15 protein-coding genes are annotated in these 14841 nt (G+C 73.3%); 12 read left to right on the forward strand and 3 right to left on the reverse strand.

The genetic code is table 11. The features are described 5' to 3' along the window. Positions 1-7 precede the first annotated feature (7 nt). Genes O7618_RS02495 through O7618_RS02510 form a run of 4 tightly spaced genes read left to right on the forward strand, consistent with a single transcriptional unit; the run spans position 8 to position 4182 of the window. Positions 8-1381: a DUF1501 domain-containing protein gene (locus O7618_RS02495; RefSeq protein ID WP_278109881.1), complete on the forward strand. Its 1374-nt coding sequence runs from the start codon at positions 8-10 to the stop codon at positions 1379-1381. Further along, on the forward strand, positions 1378-2793 hold the full coding sequence (locus O7618_RS02500) for a ferredoxin reductase family protein (protein WP_278104322.1): 1416 nt from the start codon (positions 1378-1380) through the stop codon (positions 2791-2793). The genes O7618_RS02495 and O7618_RS02500 overlap by 4 nt, the downstream gene beginning before the upstream one ends. 13 nt (positions 2794-2806) lie before the next feature. Then, positions 2807-3403, forward strand: coding sequence for an FMN-binding protein (locus O7618_RS02505; protein ID WP_278104323.1), 597 nt, complete (start codon positions 2807-2809; stop codon positions 3401-3403). Positions 3404-3447: 44 nt separating this feature from the next. Continuing rightward, a complete protein-coding gene (locus O7618_RS02510) occupies positions 3448-4182 on the forward strand; it encodes an FAD:protein FMN transferase (RefSeq protein ID WP_278109882.1) in 735 nt (244 codons plus the stop codon). Positions 4183-4525: 343 nt separating this feature from the next. Here the strand turns inward: O7618_RS02510 and O7618_RS02515 are convergent, their stop codons facing one another. Beyond that, the gene (locus O7618_RS02515) at positions 4526-5197 is read right to left on the reverse strand and encodes a bifunctional DNA primase/polymerase (protein WP_278104324.1); all 672 of its coding nucleotides are present in this window, start codon (positions 5195-5197) and stop codon (positions 4526-4528) included. Between the two features lie 217 nt (positions 5198-5414). Between O7618_RS02515 and O7618_RS02520 the strand changes: the two genes are divergently transcribed. From O7618_RS02520 to O7618_RS02550, 7 genes are all read left to right on the forward strand, one after another. Further along, on the forward strand, positions 5415-6644 hold the full coding sequence (locus O7618_RS02520; protein WP_278104325.1) for a helix-turn-helix domain-containing protein: 1230 nt from the start codon (positions 5415-5417) through the stop codon (positions 6642-6644). A gap of 16 nt (positions 6645-6660) precedes the next feature. Then, on the forward strand, positions 6661-7251 hold the full coding sequence (locus tag O7618_RS02525; RefSeq protein WP_278104326.1) for a flavoprotein: 591 nt from the start codon (positions 6661-6663) through the stop codon (positions 7249-7251). Between the two features lie 121 nt (positions 7252-7372). Then, positions 7373-8203 (forward strand): Nif3-like dinuclear metal center hexameric protein, encoded by an 831-nt coding sequence (locus O7618_RS02530; protein ID WP_278109883.1) that lies wholly within the window; start codon positions 7373-7375, stop codon positions 8201-8203. After that, positions 8200-8937 (forward strand): C4-type zinc ribbon domain-containing protein, encoded by a 738-nt coding sequence (locus O7618_RS02535; protein ID WP_278104327.1) that lies wholly within the window; start codon positions 8200-8202, stop codon positions 8935-8937. The genes O7618_RS02530 and O7618_RS02535 overlap by 4 nt, the downstream gene beginning before the upstream one ends. A gap of 5 nt (positions 8938-8942) precedes the next feature. Then, positions 8943-10151: a bifunctional RNase H/acid phosphatase gene (locus O7618_RS02540; protein WP_278104328.1), complete on the forward strand. Its 1209-nt coding sequence runs from the start codon at positions 8943-8945 to the stop codon at positions 10149-10151. 134 nt (positions 10152-10285) lie between these two features. Beyond that, positions 10286-10531, forward strand: coding sequence for a DUF3311 domain-containing protein (locus tag O7618_RS02545; RefSeq protein ID WP_278104329.1), 246 nt, complete (start codon positions 10286-10288; stop codon positions 10529-10531). After that, entirely contained in the window at positions 10531-12177 is a 1647-nt protein-coding gene (locus tag O7618_RS02550) for a sodium:solute symporter (protein ID WP_278104330.1), read from the forward strand. Before O7618_RS02545 ends, O7618_RS02550 begins: the two co-directional genes overlap by 1 nt. 59 nt (positions 12178-12236) lie before the next feature. Here O7618_RS02550 and O7618_RS02555 read toward each other — a convergent pair whose 3' ends face one another. Continuing rightward, positions 12237-12704: a MarR family transcriptional regulator gene (locus O7618_RS02555; protein WP_278104331.1), complete on the reverse strand. Its 468-nt coding sequence runs from the start codon at positions 12702-12704 to the stop codon at positions 12237-12239. A 56-nt stretch (positions 12705-12760) separates the two neighbouring features. Between O7618_RS02555 and O7618_RS02560 the strand changes: the two genes are divergently transcribed. Next, on the forward strand, positions 12761-13984 hold the full coding sequence (locus O7618_RS02560) for an MFS transporter (protein WP_278104332.1): 1224 nt from the start codon (positions 12761-12763) through the stop codon (positions 13982-13984). A gap of 7 nt (positions 13985-13991) precedes the next feature. On the opposite strand, the gene O7618_RS02565 is transcribed toward O7618_RS02560, so the two are convergent. Continuing rightward, positions 13992-14753, reverse strand: coding sequence for a sulfite exporter TauE/SafE family protein (locus tag O7618_RS02565; RefSeq protein WP_278104333.1), 762 nt, complete (start codon positions 14751-14753; stop codon positions 13992-13994). Between the last annotated feature and the right edge of the window lie 88 nt (positions 14754-14841).

Here is a 14841-nt window from a genome sequence, read left to right on the forward strand (position 1 = left end):
GATGGAGATGACCGTGAACCCGTACCCCCTGCACCCCGAATGCCCCGACGTGCGGCGGCTGGCCGACAACCCGGCCGAGGCGCTGCTGCGCGCGGAGGCGGACGTCGTCGCGGCCGAGAACGTGGCCGAGGCGGACCGGTACCGCCGGCTGGAGGAGGTCGAGGAGGCCCAGCAGGACGGCCGGGGCGTCACCCGGCGTACCTTCGTCGCCGGTGCCGCGGCCACCGCGACCGCGCTGGCCACCGCGCAGTTCGTGACCACCTCGGCGTCGTTCGCGGCGACCAAGACCGGCACCCTGATCCACGTCTTCCTCTACGGCGGGCTGGACGGGTTGAGCCTGGTCGCGCCGGCCAGCGACCCGGTGCTCGGCAAAGTCCGCCCGGATCTGCTGCTCGGCAACGACTCGCTGGCCCTGGACCGCGGCTTCAAGCTGACCAGCGCGTTCTCTCCGCTGGAGAAGTGGCTGAAGGCCGGGCAGCTCGGCTTCGTGCCGGCGGTGTCCGACCCGCGGCTGTCCCGCAGCCACTTCCAGGCCGCCGACGCCTGCAACCTGGGCGGCCTCCCCGGCGAGACCGGCGGCCGGGGCTGGCTGGACAGCCTGGTCGACGCGCTCGGCAAGGGCACCGCGTTCCGCAGCGTGGGCATCGGCAGCACGCTGCCGCGTTCGCTGGTCGGCGTGAACGGCGCGCTGGCGCTCAACAGCGTCGGCGACCTGCGGCTCAACGGCGACGACAGGTTCCGCGCGGCCACCGAGAAGGCGATCCGCGGCCTGTTCACCGGGATCAACCACCCGGTGGAGGACGCGGTCATCGAGGGCATGGGCGCGCTGGCCACCGCGCAGAAGCTCGCCGCCAAGCCGTACGCCGCGGCGGCCGGCGTGGAGTACCAGGGTGTCGGCAACGCCTTCAAGCAGCTCGCCCAGCTCATCAAGGGCGGGGCGAACGTGCGGGTGGCGACCGTCGGCATGGGCGGCTACGACACCCACGAGAACCAGGGCACCAGCGAGGGCGGCCAGCTCTGGCGGCGGCTCAACGAGCTGGCGAAGGCGATGGCGGCCTTCTTCACCGACCTGGGCGACCAGGCAGCCGACGTGACGATCATGGTGTCCAGCGAGTTCGGCCGGCGGGTCGCCTCGAACAAGGGTGGCACCGACCACGGGCACGGCGGTGTGGTCACCGTGCTGTCCGGCCGCAAGCTCGCCGGCTCGCTGCTCGGCACGTGGAACGGGCTGAGCAAGCTGGACAGCGGTGACGTGCCGGAGTACAACAACATGTTCAACGTCTACGGGTCGGTGGCCCAGGGTCGCTTCGGTCTGACCACCGCCGAGGTGGACAAGGTGTTCCCGAAGCAGAAGTTCACCCCGATCAAGATGTACGCGTGACGTATCAGGACACCCACGCCGCCGGCCGTCGTACCGGGCATCCCGCCCCGTACGGCGGCCGTCCGGCTGCTTCCGTACCACCCGGCCGGCCGCGTCGCGGACCCGGCGGCCGGCGGGCGCTGACGACGCTCTTCTGGCTCGGCCTGGCCGCCGCCGTCGTGCCGTGGTGGCTGGACACCCCGGCCGGCTCCCTGACCGACACCGCCGACCTGCTCACCGCCGGCGGGCGGATCACCGGCCTGATCGCCGGCTACCTGCTGCTGGTGCAGGTGCTGGCGATGAGCCGGCTCGGCGTGCTGGAACGCTCGCTGGGCGGCGAGCGGATCTCCCGGCTGCACCGGGACCTCGGCGCGACGCTGCTGGTGGCGGTGCTGACCCACCTGGCGCTGCTGGTGGTCGGTTACGCCCGGCAGGAGCGCAACTCCGTGTTCGGCGAGGTCGGCACGCTGCTGTCCGACTACGAGGACATGGTCTCCGCATTCGTGGCCGCCGGCGTCATGGTGCTGGTCGGGTTCACCGCGGTGCGCGGCGTGCGCCGGCGGTTGCCCTACGAACTCTGGTACGTCCTGCACCTGACCAGCTATCTGGCCCTGCTGCTCGGCTACGCGCACCAGTTCAGCAACGGCGCCCAGCTCCACGAGCCGGGGCCGGTGCGTACCGGCTGGATCGCCGCGTACCTGTTGGTGGTGGCCGCGCTGCTGTGGGGCCGGCTGCTCGCGCCGCTGGCGTTCAACCTGCGGCACCGGCTGCGGGTGGCCGACGTGGTGGCGGAGAGCCCGGACACCATCTCGATCTACCTGACCGGGCACCGGCTCAACCAGATCGACATGCTCGGCGGTCAATATTTCCGCTGGCGGTTCCTCAACCCGGGCTGCTGGTGGGAGTCGCATCCGTTCTCGGTCTCCGCGGCGGCCAACGGCCGTTGGCTGCGGCTGACCGTGAAGGTGGTCGGCAAGCACACGGCCGAGCTGCGCGACCTCACCCCGGGCACCCGCGCCTGGGCCGAGGGTCCGTTCGGCACGTTCACCGCGGCGCACCGCACCCGGGAGCGGGCCCTGCTCATCGCCGGTGGCAGCGGCATCGCGCCGCTGCGGGCGATGCTGGAGGAGTTGCCGCCGGGCGCGGCGCTGATCTACCGGGCGCGGCAACCCGCCGACGTGCTGCTGCACCGGGAGCTGGACTGGCTCGCCCAGGCCCGGCAGACCTCGGTCTGGTACGTCATCGGCCGCCGCGACGATCCCGGGCCGCGCCAGGTGATGAACCCGGAGGGGCTGCGCCGGCTGGTGCCGGACCTGACCCGTCGCGACGTCTACCTGTGCGGGCCGGTCGGCCTGGTCGACGAGTCCGTCAAGGTGTTGCGGGCGGCCGGCGTGCCGCGCCGCCAGATCCACCTCACCGCGTTCGAGTTGTAGGAAGGCACCCATCATGCGTCGCGCGCTCCTGGCGATCACCGGACTGGCCGCCGGCACGACCGCCCTGGTGGTGCTCAAGGGCGGCCCGGGCGCCGGGTCGGTCACGGCCCAGGACGTGCCGGCCGCGCAGGCCCCGGTCACCCCGGGCGGCTCGCCCGCCCCCGGCGACGCCGCGCCCTCGGCCGCCGCGCCGAGCGTCTCGGCGACGCCCGGCGCGGCGGAGGAGCCGAGCGCGAAGCCCTCCGCCGAGCGGACACCGGCCACCCGGACCAGCACCCGGACCCGGACCGCACCGGCCGCGCCGAGGACCACCACGACGGCGCCGAGGGTCACCACCCGCACGGTGACCGGGCCGACCGTCACCTACCGGTACGGGTCGCTGCGGGTGCAGATCACGCTGAACGGCAGCCGCATCGTCGACGCCACCGGCCTGGACATGCCGGTCGGCGGTCAGGAGGGGCAGCGCGCCGACGACGTGCAGGCCCGCTACAGCGGCAGCTCGGGCGAGGTGGTGGCCAAGCAGAGCGCCAACCTGAGCACCGTCTCCGGCGCCACCTACACCAGCACCGCCTACCAGCGGTCGTTGCAGGCCGCGCTCGACAAGGCGTGAGTTCCGCCGCCGCCCGGCCCGGACTGCGCCGGGTCGAGCAGATCATGGGTACGGCGATCAGCCTCGACCTGGCCGATGACCTGCCCGCCGCCACGCTGCACGAGCTGGTCGAGCGGACGTTCGACTGGATGCGCGAGGTGGATGCGCGGTTCAGCACCTACCGCGACGACAGTCAGGTGTGCCGGCTCAACCGGGGCGAGCTGCCGTTGGCCGAGGCGTCCGGCGACCTGCGGACGGTGCTGGAGCGCTGCGCCGACCTGTGGACGACCACGGACGGCTTCTTCGACGCGTACGCGACCGGCCGGCTGGACCCGTCCGGATATGTGAAGGGCTGGGCGGCGCAGGTCGCCTCGGACCGGCTGGTGGCGGCCGGTGCCCCGAACCACTGCGTGAACGCCGGCGGCGACGTGCGGGTCCGGGGTCGCACCGCCGCCGGTGAGCCGTGGCGGATCGGCGTGCGGCACCCGTGGGACCCGACGGCCACCTGCCTGGTGCTGGCCGGTACCGACCTGGCGGTCGCCACCTCGGGGGTCTACGAGCGGGGGCACCACGTGCTCGACCCGCGCCGGGGCACGCCGGCGAGCGGTCTGCGCTCGGTCACCGTGGTCGGCCCAGACCTGGGCGAGGCGGACGCGTACGCCACGGCGGCCGTCGCCATGGGCGAGCCCGGCATCACCTGGCTGGACCGCCTCCCCACCCGCTGGCGGCACGCTGTCGTCACCGACGACGCCCGCCTCCTGCACTCCCGCACCCTCCCGGCGACCCCCCTGACTCTCTGACAGCGACGCAGGGTGTTTCACGGCCCCCCTCGGACACCCGGTGGGCGGGTCAGCGGAGGGGGCGGTGGAGGATGGCGGGGCGGGAGCCCGGTGGGCGGGGGCGGCCGGGACGGGCGCCCCGGGGGCGGGTGAAGGCCCACGGGTGGGGGCGGCGCCGGTGCCGCGGTGGTTCGGTGCCGCCGGTGTGGCGGGCCGCGTCGTCCTGGGACATCCCCAACCCCCGCTCTGGCGCGGATGCGCCCTCGCCAGACACAACGAGTGCGGTGGCGGGGAGGTCGCTGTCGGACAACTGTCGGGAGCCGGCGGCCCCGGCGGCGGAGCGCGGCGGTCAGGAGCGGGCCGGTCAGCGCGCGCGCCGGGGCAGCGGGAGATGACCGGGGAACAGGTCCGGGGTCAGCGTGATGCCGGCCGCCCGTAACGCCGCGATCAGCGCGTTCTGCACCAGGTAGGAGTCGGGCATCTGCCACCGGGCCTGCTCCGGGGCGACCGCCCAGCGCACCGTCCCCTCGGGGAGCCGGGTCGGCGGGGCCGGGATCCACGAGCCGGGACCGTGCCGCACCACGTGGAAGCAGTGCTCCAGCTCCGGCCGCAGCGGGTCGCCGGGGCGGACCAGGAACATCCACCGGCCGGTCGGGGTGACCAGCACCGGCCCACGTACGCCGAGGCCGGCCGGATGGGTCGCGACCGCGTCCAGCACCCGCCGGCCCAGGTGCGCGGCGACCTCCAGCACGTCGAACGCGTGCCCGGTGGGCAGCAGCACGCCGTGCGGGCGGCTGCGCCACCAGGTGGCCACCCGGGCCGGGTCGGCGCTCGCCGCGTGTTCCCAGTCCTCCAGCGCCGGATGGCAGCCGACGGTGGGGCAGCCAACCCGGCCGCAGACGAAGCGCCGGTTGGCCAGGCAGGCGCCCGGCGTGACCGGCCAGCCGTGCAGCGCGTACCGGACAGCGACCCGGCGCAGCCGCACCCGTTCCAACGGCGACAGGTGAGCGACGCGCGGTCTGACGTTCCCCCACATGTGTGCCATCCCCTCTCGCCCCACCGAATCCGTCCACCGCCACACGTCGAGAACCGTCACTGCCGTAACCCGCGATCGTTGAGTTGACGAACGGCCGGTGCAACTTGCACGAAAACTACGAGAACTGGCTGGACGGCTGACGCACAACCTGTGCGACCAGGGCAAACCTGGTGGACATGGGGGTGACTGCCGGCGCTGAGAGGGGGAGGGGGAAGGAATGGACGAACTACCCATAGGCCGGCGGGTGGCCTACTGGCGGAGCCGGCGCAAGATGTCCCAGCAGGTCTTCGCCGACCGGCTCGGCAAGTCGAAGAGCTGGGTGGACAAGGTGGAACGCGGCGTCCGCCGGCTGGACAAGTTCTCCGTGCTCTACGAGATCGCCGACATCCTCCAGATCGACGTGCAACTGCTGCACGGCAAGGACCCGGAGCGGCGCACCGACGCGCTCAACTGCATCGACCAGGTCGAGGTGGAGGAGATCCGCACCGCGCTGGAGCGCTACGACTCGATGAGCGCCTACTTCGACGCCGCGCCCTACCCGCCGCCGCTCGACGACATGCGCAAGGCGGTCAACCACGCCTGGCTCACCTACCAGTACGGCCGCTACGGCATGCTCACCCGCGCGCTGCCCAAGCTGCTGCGCGACGCCCAGGCGGCGGACGCCACGTACGGCGGCGACGACCGGGGCCGCGAGGCCGCCCACCTGCTCGGGCAGGTCTACCAGATCGCCTCCTCGGTGCTGCGCAAGCTGGGCGAGTGCAACCTGGCCTGGCTGGCCGCCGACCGCTCGATGGCGGTCGCCCAGCGGGCCGACGACCCGCTGCTCGCCGGCATCGCCACCACCCGGGTCTGCAACGCCCTCGTCGCGATGGGCCGCCCCCGCCCCGCGCTCGAACTCAACGTGCGGATCGCCGACCGGCTCGCCCCCGGCGGCGACAACGACGCCGATCCCAGGCGGCTCTCCGTCTACGGCATGCTGCTGCTCCAGGGCGCGATGGCCGCGGCCCGCATCGGCGACTCGGCGACCGTGGACGACCTGCTCAGCGGCGCCGCGGAGGCGGCCACCCTGCTCGGCGGCGACCACAACCACTACTGGACGTCGTTCGGCCCGACCAACCTGGAGCTGCACCGCGCCGCGGCGGCGGTCGAGCTGGGTGACGGCGGCCGGGCGGTGGAGACCCACCAGCGGATGAACGGGCACGCGTTCAACGCGCTGCTGCCCGAGCGGCGCGCCCACCATCTGCTCGACCTGTCCCGGGCCTACTCCCAGATCGGCGACGTCGGCAACGCCGGCGACATGCTGTTGCAGGGCGACCGGCTCGCGCCGTCGGAGATCCGGTGCCGGCCGATCGCCCACGAACTCATGTCCGAGGTCCTCCGTCGCACACGGGGTGCGCCGCCGCCGCCGATTGCGGAGTTGGCTGAGCACATGGGAGTCGGAGTATGAGCGCGGGCACTGCCGGATGAGCGGTCCGCACACCAGCACCGGGCACCGCGGGGTGCTCTACGTCATCGCCTGCGGTTCGCCGCTGGCCCGTCACGTCGGCCGCCTGGTCGACCTCGCCCGGTCCGACGGCTGGGCGGCCTGCGTGGTCACCACGCCGGACGGCGCGAAGTTCGTCGACCGGGCCGCGTTGGCCCGCCAGACCGGCCACCCGGTCCGTACGCACTACAAGAACCCCGGGGACCCGGACGTGCTGCCGGCGGCGGACGCCATGCTGGTCTGCCCGGCCACGGTGAACACGATCAACAAGTGGGCGGCCGGCATCACCGACACGCTCGCGCTCGGCCTGCTGGTCGAGGCGCAGGGGCTGGGGGTGCCGATCGCCGCCGTCCCGTACACGAACGCGGCGATGGCCGGGCACCCGGCGTTCCGGTCCAGCCTGGCCCGGCTCGCCGAGTGGGGCGTCCGGGTGGTCTTCGGTGACCACGTGGTCCGCCTGCACCCGCCGGGCACCGGTGAGCGGCACCTGGACGCGTTCCCCTGGGACGCCGGCCTGGCCGCGCTGCGCGGCGCGGCGCGGCCGGTCGCGCCGGTCGCCCGGACGGTGTGAGCACGGGGGCTCCCGGCGACGTCCGGGGGCCCCGCCCGCCCGCCGTGGGCGTGCCGACCGCCGGACGCCGGTAAGCTGGCCGGCCGTGAGCACAACCGGATCCCCGACCACCGTCGCCGACGTGGCGGCCGCCCTGGACCGCCGCTACCCGCCCGCCTGGGCCGAGGAGTGGGACCGGGTCGGCCTGGTGCTGGGCGAGCCCGACCAGCCGGTGAGCCGGGTCGCCTGCGTGGTCGACGTGGTCCCGGAGACGGTCGAGGAGGCGCTCGCCGCCGGCGCCGACATGATCGTCGCGCACCACCCGCTGCTGCTGCGCGGCGTCTCCTCGGTGGCCGCCACCACGTACAAGGGCCGGATCGTGCACCGGCTGATCAAGGCCGACGTCGCCCTGTACGTGGCGCACACCAACGCCGACGTGGCCGCCCCGGGCGTGTCCGACGCCCTGGCCGCCCGGTTCGGGCTGACCGGGCTGCGCCCGCTGCACCCGCCCCGGCCGGGCTCACCCGCCGACGGGCCGGGCCGGGGCATCGGTCGGGTCGGCGAGCTGCCCGCCCCGACGACGCTGGCCGAGCTGACGCGGCTGGCCGCCGCCGTGCTCCCGGTCACCGCCTGGGGCGTTCGCGCCGCCGGGGATCCCGGGCGTATGGTTCGTACCCTCGCCGTCAGCGGCGGCTCGGGGGACGGCTTCCTCGCCGACGCGACCGCGGCCGGGGTGGACGCGTTCCTCACCGCGGACCTGCGCCACCACCCGGCCGGGGAGCACCTCGCCGCCGGCGGCCCGGCCCTGTTGGACGCCGCCCACTGGGCGACCGAACGGCCGTGGCTGGACGACCCGGCCGCCCACCTGGCCGCCGAGTTGGGCGTCGAGACCGTGGTGTCCGACCTGGACACCGACCCCTGGACCGTGCACGCCGCCGCGCCCCGACCGGACGACAAGGAGCCCCGACCGTGAAGGCTGACCCGAAGGTGCAGCGTCGCCTGCTCGACCTGCAGGCGATCGACACCACGCTCGCCCAGTTGGCGCACCGCCGCCGGAGCCTGCCGGAGCGGGCCGAGTTGGAGGCGCTCGCGCGCGAGCTGTCGGCGCTGGAGGACGAGCGGGTCCGCGCCCAGGTGGCCGTCGACGACCTGGACCGGGACATCGCCCGGCTGGAGAAGGACGTCGACCAGGTGCGGGCGCGCAAGAGCAAGGACGAGGCCCGGCTGGCCTCGGGCAGCGGCCCGGCCCGGGAGCTGGAGGCGCTCCAGCACGAGCTGGTTTCGCTGAACCGCCGGCAGAGCGACCTGGAGGACGCCGAGCTGGAGCTGATGGAGCAGCGGGAGACCGCGCAGGGCGTGCTGGACGGCGTCGAGAGCCGCATCGCCGAGGCCCGGGAGCGTCGGGGCGCGGCCGAGCAGCGACGCGACGACGCGCTCGCCGAGATCGCCAAGGAGGAGGAGTTCAAGCGCACCTCCCGCCGGCCGCTCGCCGACGACCTGCCGGCGGACCTGGTCACGCTCTACGACAAGATCCGCGAGGACACCGGGCTGGGCGCCGCGCTGCTCACCGGCGGGCGCTGCGGCGGCTGCCGGCTGGAGCTCTCCGGCGCCGACCTGGCCCGGATCCGCAAGGCCGACGCGGACGACGTGGTCCGCTGCGAGGAGTGCCGCCGGATCATGGTCCGCACCAACGAGTCGGGGCTGTAGCCGTCGTGGCGGTGCGCGCGGTGGTGATCGAGGCCGACGGCGGCTCCCGGGGCAACCCCGGTCCGGCCGGCTACGGCGCGGTGGTCCGGGATCCGGAGACCGGTGAGGTGCTGGCCGAGCGGTCGGAGTCGATCGGTACGGCGACGAACAACGTGGCCGAGTACCGGGGCCTGATCGCCGGGCTGGAGGCCGCGGCCGAGCTGGGCGCGGCCGAGGTCGAGGCGCGGATGGACTCCAAGCTGGTGGTCGAGCAGATGTGCGGCCGCTGGCAGATCAAGCACCCGGGGCTGCGCCCGCTCGCCGCGCAGGCCGCCGCGCTGGTCGGCCGGTTCGCCGCCGTCCGGTTCACCTGGATCCCCCGGGAGCGCAACAGGCACGCCGACGCCCTCGCCAACGCCGCCATGGACACCGCCGCCGCCGGTCGGCCGGCCGCCGCGGCGCGGGTCGCGGAGCCGCCGCGCGAGGTCGCCGGCCCGGACTCGCCGGGCCGGGCCGCGGCCCGTGAGGTGGCCGCCCGCGCCGCCACCGCGAAGGCCACCGGCACCGACCCGGCGACCACGCCGGCGTCCTGGGAGCCCCGCCCGACCGAGGAGGGCACCCGGCTGATCCTGGTGCGCCACGGGGAGACCGAACGCACCGTGCAGAAGCGCTACTCCGGTCGCGGCGACGTGCCGCTGACCGGGCGCGGCCGGGCCCAGGCCCGGGCCACCGCCGCCCGGGTGGCCGAGCTGGCGCCGTCCGTCGCGGCCGTGGTCAGCTCGCCGCTGTCGCGGTGCACGGCGACCGCCGAGGCGATCGCCGCCCGGGTGGGCAACCCACCGGTACGCGCGGACGACGACCTGATCGAGTGCGACTTCGGCATCTGGGAGGGGCGCACCTTCGCCGAGGTGCGCGAGGGCTGGCCGGGTGAGCTGGACGCCTGGCTCGCCTCCACCCGGATCGGCCCGCCCGACGGGGAGTCGTTCACGACGGTCGCCGCGCGCACCGGCCGGGCGGTGGACCGGCTGCGGTCGGCGTACCCCGGGGAGACCGTGGTGGTCGTCTCGCACGTCTCGCCGATCAAGCTGGTGCTGCGCGACGCGCTCGCCGCCGGCGACGCGTTCCTGCACCGGCTCTACCTGGACACCGCGGGCGTCTCGGTGCTCGACCTGTACCCGGACGGCGGCGTCGCGGTCCGCCTCGTCAACGACACCGCGCACCTCCGGAACCTCTGAGCCCCGGGCGGCCGTTCGGCGCATGCCGGCGGCCGTTCGGCGCATCGACGTCCGCCAGTCGAACGTGACCGCGCTCACATGGTCGTAGCCTCCGGCCGTCACATGGCCCGCTACGACCTCCCGGAGGGTGTCACATGGACGCACCGGAACCGGAGGCGCCGGACACGGCGCGATCCCGGGCGAAGGACAAGAGTCCCTGGAACTGGCTGCTCCTCATCCCGATCGTGGTGCCGCTGATCCCGGCATTCTTCAACGCCGACTCGCCCCGGCTGTTCGGGTTCCCACGCTTCTACTGGCTGCAACTGGCCTGGATCCTGCTGGGCGTCGGCACCACCACGCTGGTCTACCAGATGACCAGGAAGAAGCGGGGTGAGCACTGATGTGGCGCGACCACCTCACCGAGATCATCGTCTTCTCCCTGCTGTTCCTGCTGGTCAGCGCCATGGGCTTCGTGGCGGCCCGGTGGCGCCGGCCGCAGGACATGGCCCACCTCGACGAGTGGGGGCTGGGCGGGCGCAGCTTCGGCGGCTGGATCACCTGGTTCCTGGTCGGCGGTGACCTCTACACCGCGTACACATTCGTCGCGGTGCCGGCGCTGATCTTCGGAGCCGGCGCGGCCGGGTTCTTCGCCGTGCCCTACACGATCGTGATCTACCCGCTGGTGTTCCTGGTGCTGTGCCGGCTCTGGTCGGTGTCGCACCGGCACGGCTTCGTCACCCCGGCCGACTTCGTCCGCAACCGGTTCGGATCGCCGGTCCTGGCGCTGCTGGTGGCGATCACCGGCATCGTCGCGACCATGCCGTACATCGCGTTGCAGCTCGTCGGCATCGAGGCGGTGCTGAAGACGATGGGCGTGACCGGGAGCAGCGCGGTGGCCCGGCACCTGCCGATCATCATCGCGTTCGCGATCCTGGCCGCCTACACCTACCAGTCCGGGCTGCGCGCGCCGGCGCTGATCGCGTTCGTCAAGGACTCGCTGATCTACGTCGTGATCCTGGTGGCGGTGATCTACCTGCCCTACAAGCTCGGCGGGTGGGGCAGCATCTTCGACGCCGCCGACGCGAAGTTCCAGGCGACCCCGGCGCCCGGCGACGGCATCCTGCTCAACGCCAACAACCAGATCCAGTACGTGACGCTGGCGTTCGGCTCGGCGCTGGCGTTGTTCCTCTACCCGCACAGCATCACCGGCGTGCTGGCCAGCCGGAACCGGGACGTGATCAAGCGGAACATGTCCGCGCTGCCGGCGTACAGCCTGCTGCTCGGGTTGATCGCGCTGCTCGGTTACATGGCGATCGCGGCGAACGTGAAGCCGCTGCCCGGCGCGAAGGAGGGCAGCGTCGACGGCAACACGGTGGTGCCGCTGCTGTTCGACCAGCAGTTCCCGGACTGGTTCGCCGGGGTGGCGTACGCGGCCATCGGCATCGGCGCGCTGGTGCCCGCGGCGATCATGTCGATCGCGGCGGCGAACCTGTTCACCCGCAACATCTACAAGGAATACCTGAAGCGGGACGCCACGCCGGCGCAGGAGGCCAACGTCTCGAAGATCACCTCGCTGGTGGTGAAGGTCGGCGCGGTGGCCTGCATCGTCTTCCTCGACCCGCAGTTCTCGATCGACCTCCAGCTCATCGGCGGCGTGATCATCCTCCAGACGCTGCCGGCGGTGGCGCTGGGCCTCTACACCCGCTGGTTCCACCGGGGCGCGCTGATCGCCGGTTGGGCGGCCGGCATGGGCCTGGGCATGTGGATGCTCTACCAGATCGGCAACCCGGCGACCGGCAAGCAGCACTTCGCCGGCTCGGCGTTCCCGCTCTCCGAGTTCGGCTTCGACACCAAGAAGACGATCTACGTGGGCATCGTGGCGGTGCTGGTCAACCTGGTGGTGGCCGCGCTCGGCACGCTGGTGCTGCGGGCGGCGAAGGTGGCCGACGGCGCGGACGGCACCACGCCGGACGACTACTTCGCCGACGAGGGGACGCCGCGGGCCTCCGTCGACCGCGCCGACTCCGCCCCCGAACCGGTCGCATAGAAGGAGGGGCCCCCTGTTAACGCATTCCGCATAACAGGGGGCCCCTTTTAACAACCGCCTCAGCGGCGGCGGTTGCGCGCGTCGAGCGCCTCGTTGAGGCGGTGCAGCAGCTCCGCGAGCGTGTCGCGGTCGGCGTCGGACCAGGCCGACAGCATCTCGCCGTAGAGCCGGGTGCGGGCGGCCCGCACGGCCGCCATCCGCTGGAGCCCGGCCGGCGTCGCCGAGATCACCGTGCCGCGTCCGTCGGCCGGGTCGGGGGTACGCGCGATCAGGCCGTCGCGCTGGAGCGCGGAGACCTGCCGGGTGACCGTGGAGCCGTCGAGGTTGAGCCGGGCCGCGAGCGCCGAGACGTTCTGCGGCCCGGCCTGGTCGAGGTGCCGCAGGATCACGTACGCGGCCCGGTCGAGCAGCCGGTGCTCCATGGTGCCGGTGCCGCGCCGGGTGGCCTCGCCCAGCCGCATCAGCAGGGCGACCTCGGTCTCGATCCGGCCGAGTGTGACTTCCTTCGCGTGGTCGTCGTCGCTCATAGTTGTATGATACAGGGAAATTACCTGTACGATACAGCCATCTGGGAGGTTGCGGAGTGGATCGGCGATCCGAGCCCAACCGCAGTGCCATCTACGCCACCACGCTGGTGGCGTTCCTCGCCATCGCCGGCATCGCGGTGGTCGACCCCATCCTGCCCGCCATCGGCGAGGCCATCGGCGTCACCGCCTGGCAGGTCGAACTGCTCTTCACCGCGTACATCGCGGTGATGGCCGTCGGCATGATCCCGGCCACCCTGGCCAGCGGAAGGTTCGGCTTCAAACCGGTGCTCGTCACCGGCGTCTCGGTGGTCGGCCTCGCCGCGATCCTCGCCTCGTTCAGCAACGACATCGTCCAACTCTCCGTGCTGCGCGGCGTCTGGGGCCTGGGCAACGCGATGTTCTTCGCCACCGCCATGGTGGTGCTGGTCAACCTGGCCAACGACCGGGAGTGGGTGGTCGGCCTCTTCGAGACCGCGCTCGGCCTCGGCTTCGCCGTCGGCCCGCTGCTCGGCGGCCTGCTCGGCGAGGTGAGCTGGCGGCTGCCGTTCTTCGTCTGCGGCATCTTCATGGTGCTCGCGCTCGGCGTCGCCGCCCGCAAGCTCCGCGAACCCACGAACAAGCAGGCACCGGTACGCGTCGGCCAGATCTTCGCCACCTACCGCAAGCCGGCGTTCATCACCCTCTGCGTGGTCACCGCCGCCTACAACTTCGTCTTCTTCGTGGTGCTCGGCTACACGCCGCTGTTCCTGCGCCTCGACGTCATCCCGCTGGGCCTCGCGTTCACCGGCTGGGGCCTCGGCCTGGCCGCCGGCATCCTGCTGATCGGCCACCGGTTCGCCCACCGCATCGGCGCGGTGCAGACCGTCGGCGTGGCCATCGGCGGCCTGCTCGTCTGCATGGTGCTGTTCGCCACCTCCACCGGCACCGCCATGTCGCTCGCCGTGCTGGTCGTCGCCGGCCTGTTCATGGGCCTGGCCAACGCCAACCTCACCGACCTGGCGCTCGGCCTCGGCTCCGCCGACCGGCGCGTCGCCACCGGCGCGTTCAACCTGGTCCGCTGGGGCGCCGCCGCGCCCGCGCCGATCATCTCCGGCAAGCTCGCCGAACACGGCCTGGCGCTGCCGTTCTGGGTCGGCTTCGGGGTGCTCGCCGTCGGCGTGGTGGTCTATCTCGCCTTCGGTCACCTGATGGCCGCCGGCTACGGCGAGCGGGTGGTGTGGAACCGGGCCGCCCGAACGGCCGAGCACGCCCCCGAGGAGCCGGTGGGCGAAGCCTACTGACCGGCGGTCAGGTCAGCGCCCGCCACAGCAGGTAGAGGCCGATCACCGTGCCGAACACCACGATGACCGTCTTCAACACCACCGCCGGCAGGCGGCGGGCCAGCCGGGCGCCCGCGTACCCACCGACCAGGGTGGCCGGCGCGACCACCGCGACGGCCACCCACTGCACCGGGCCGAACAACGCGAACACCACCAGCGTGGTCAGCCCCACCACGGCCGAGAGCAGGTTCTTCACCGCCGTGACCCGGGCCAGCGTCGCGTCCAGCACCAGCGCCAACCCGGCCACCAGCATCACGCCGAGCGCCGCGCCGAAGTAGCCGCCGTACACCGTGCCGAGGCCGACCATGGCCTGCACGGTGACGGTACGGCGGCGCGGGCTCAACCGCGCCGGATGGCCGACCAGCCGGCGCAGCGGATCCTGGAACGCCAGCACCGCCGTCGCGCCGAGCACCAGGAACGGCACCACCAGCTCGAACGCCCGGGCCGGCGTGGCCAGCAGCAGCACGCAACCGACCACCGTGCCCACCGCGGCGGTGGGCAGCAGCGACCACAACGCCCGACCACGCGGCAGGTCCGTCCGGCTGCCCGCCACACTCGCCAGGTATCCCGGAAAGACCGCCACCGAGTTCGAGACGTTGGCCGCCACCGGCGGCAGGCCGGTCGCGATCAGCGCCGGGAACGTGATCAGCGAGCCACCGCCGGCGACCGCGTTCACCGTGCCCGCGGCGAGACCGGCGGCGACCAGCAGCGCGACGTCGGAGAGGTCCATGGTCCCCCGAGGTTAGTACGCCCGCCTTCCGCCGCCCTGCGGGGCCGCGGCGCGGGCGCGGATTCGGTATAACGGGCTGACGTACGCG

The sequence above is a fragment of the Micromonospora sp. WMMD980 genome (genome assembly GCF_029626035.1).
Lineage (GTDB): Bacteria > Actinomycetota > Actinomycetes > Mycobacteriales > Micromonosporaceae > Micromonospora.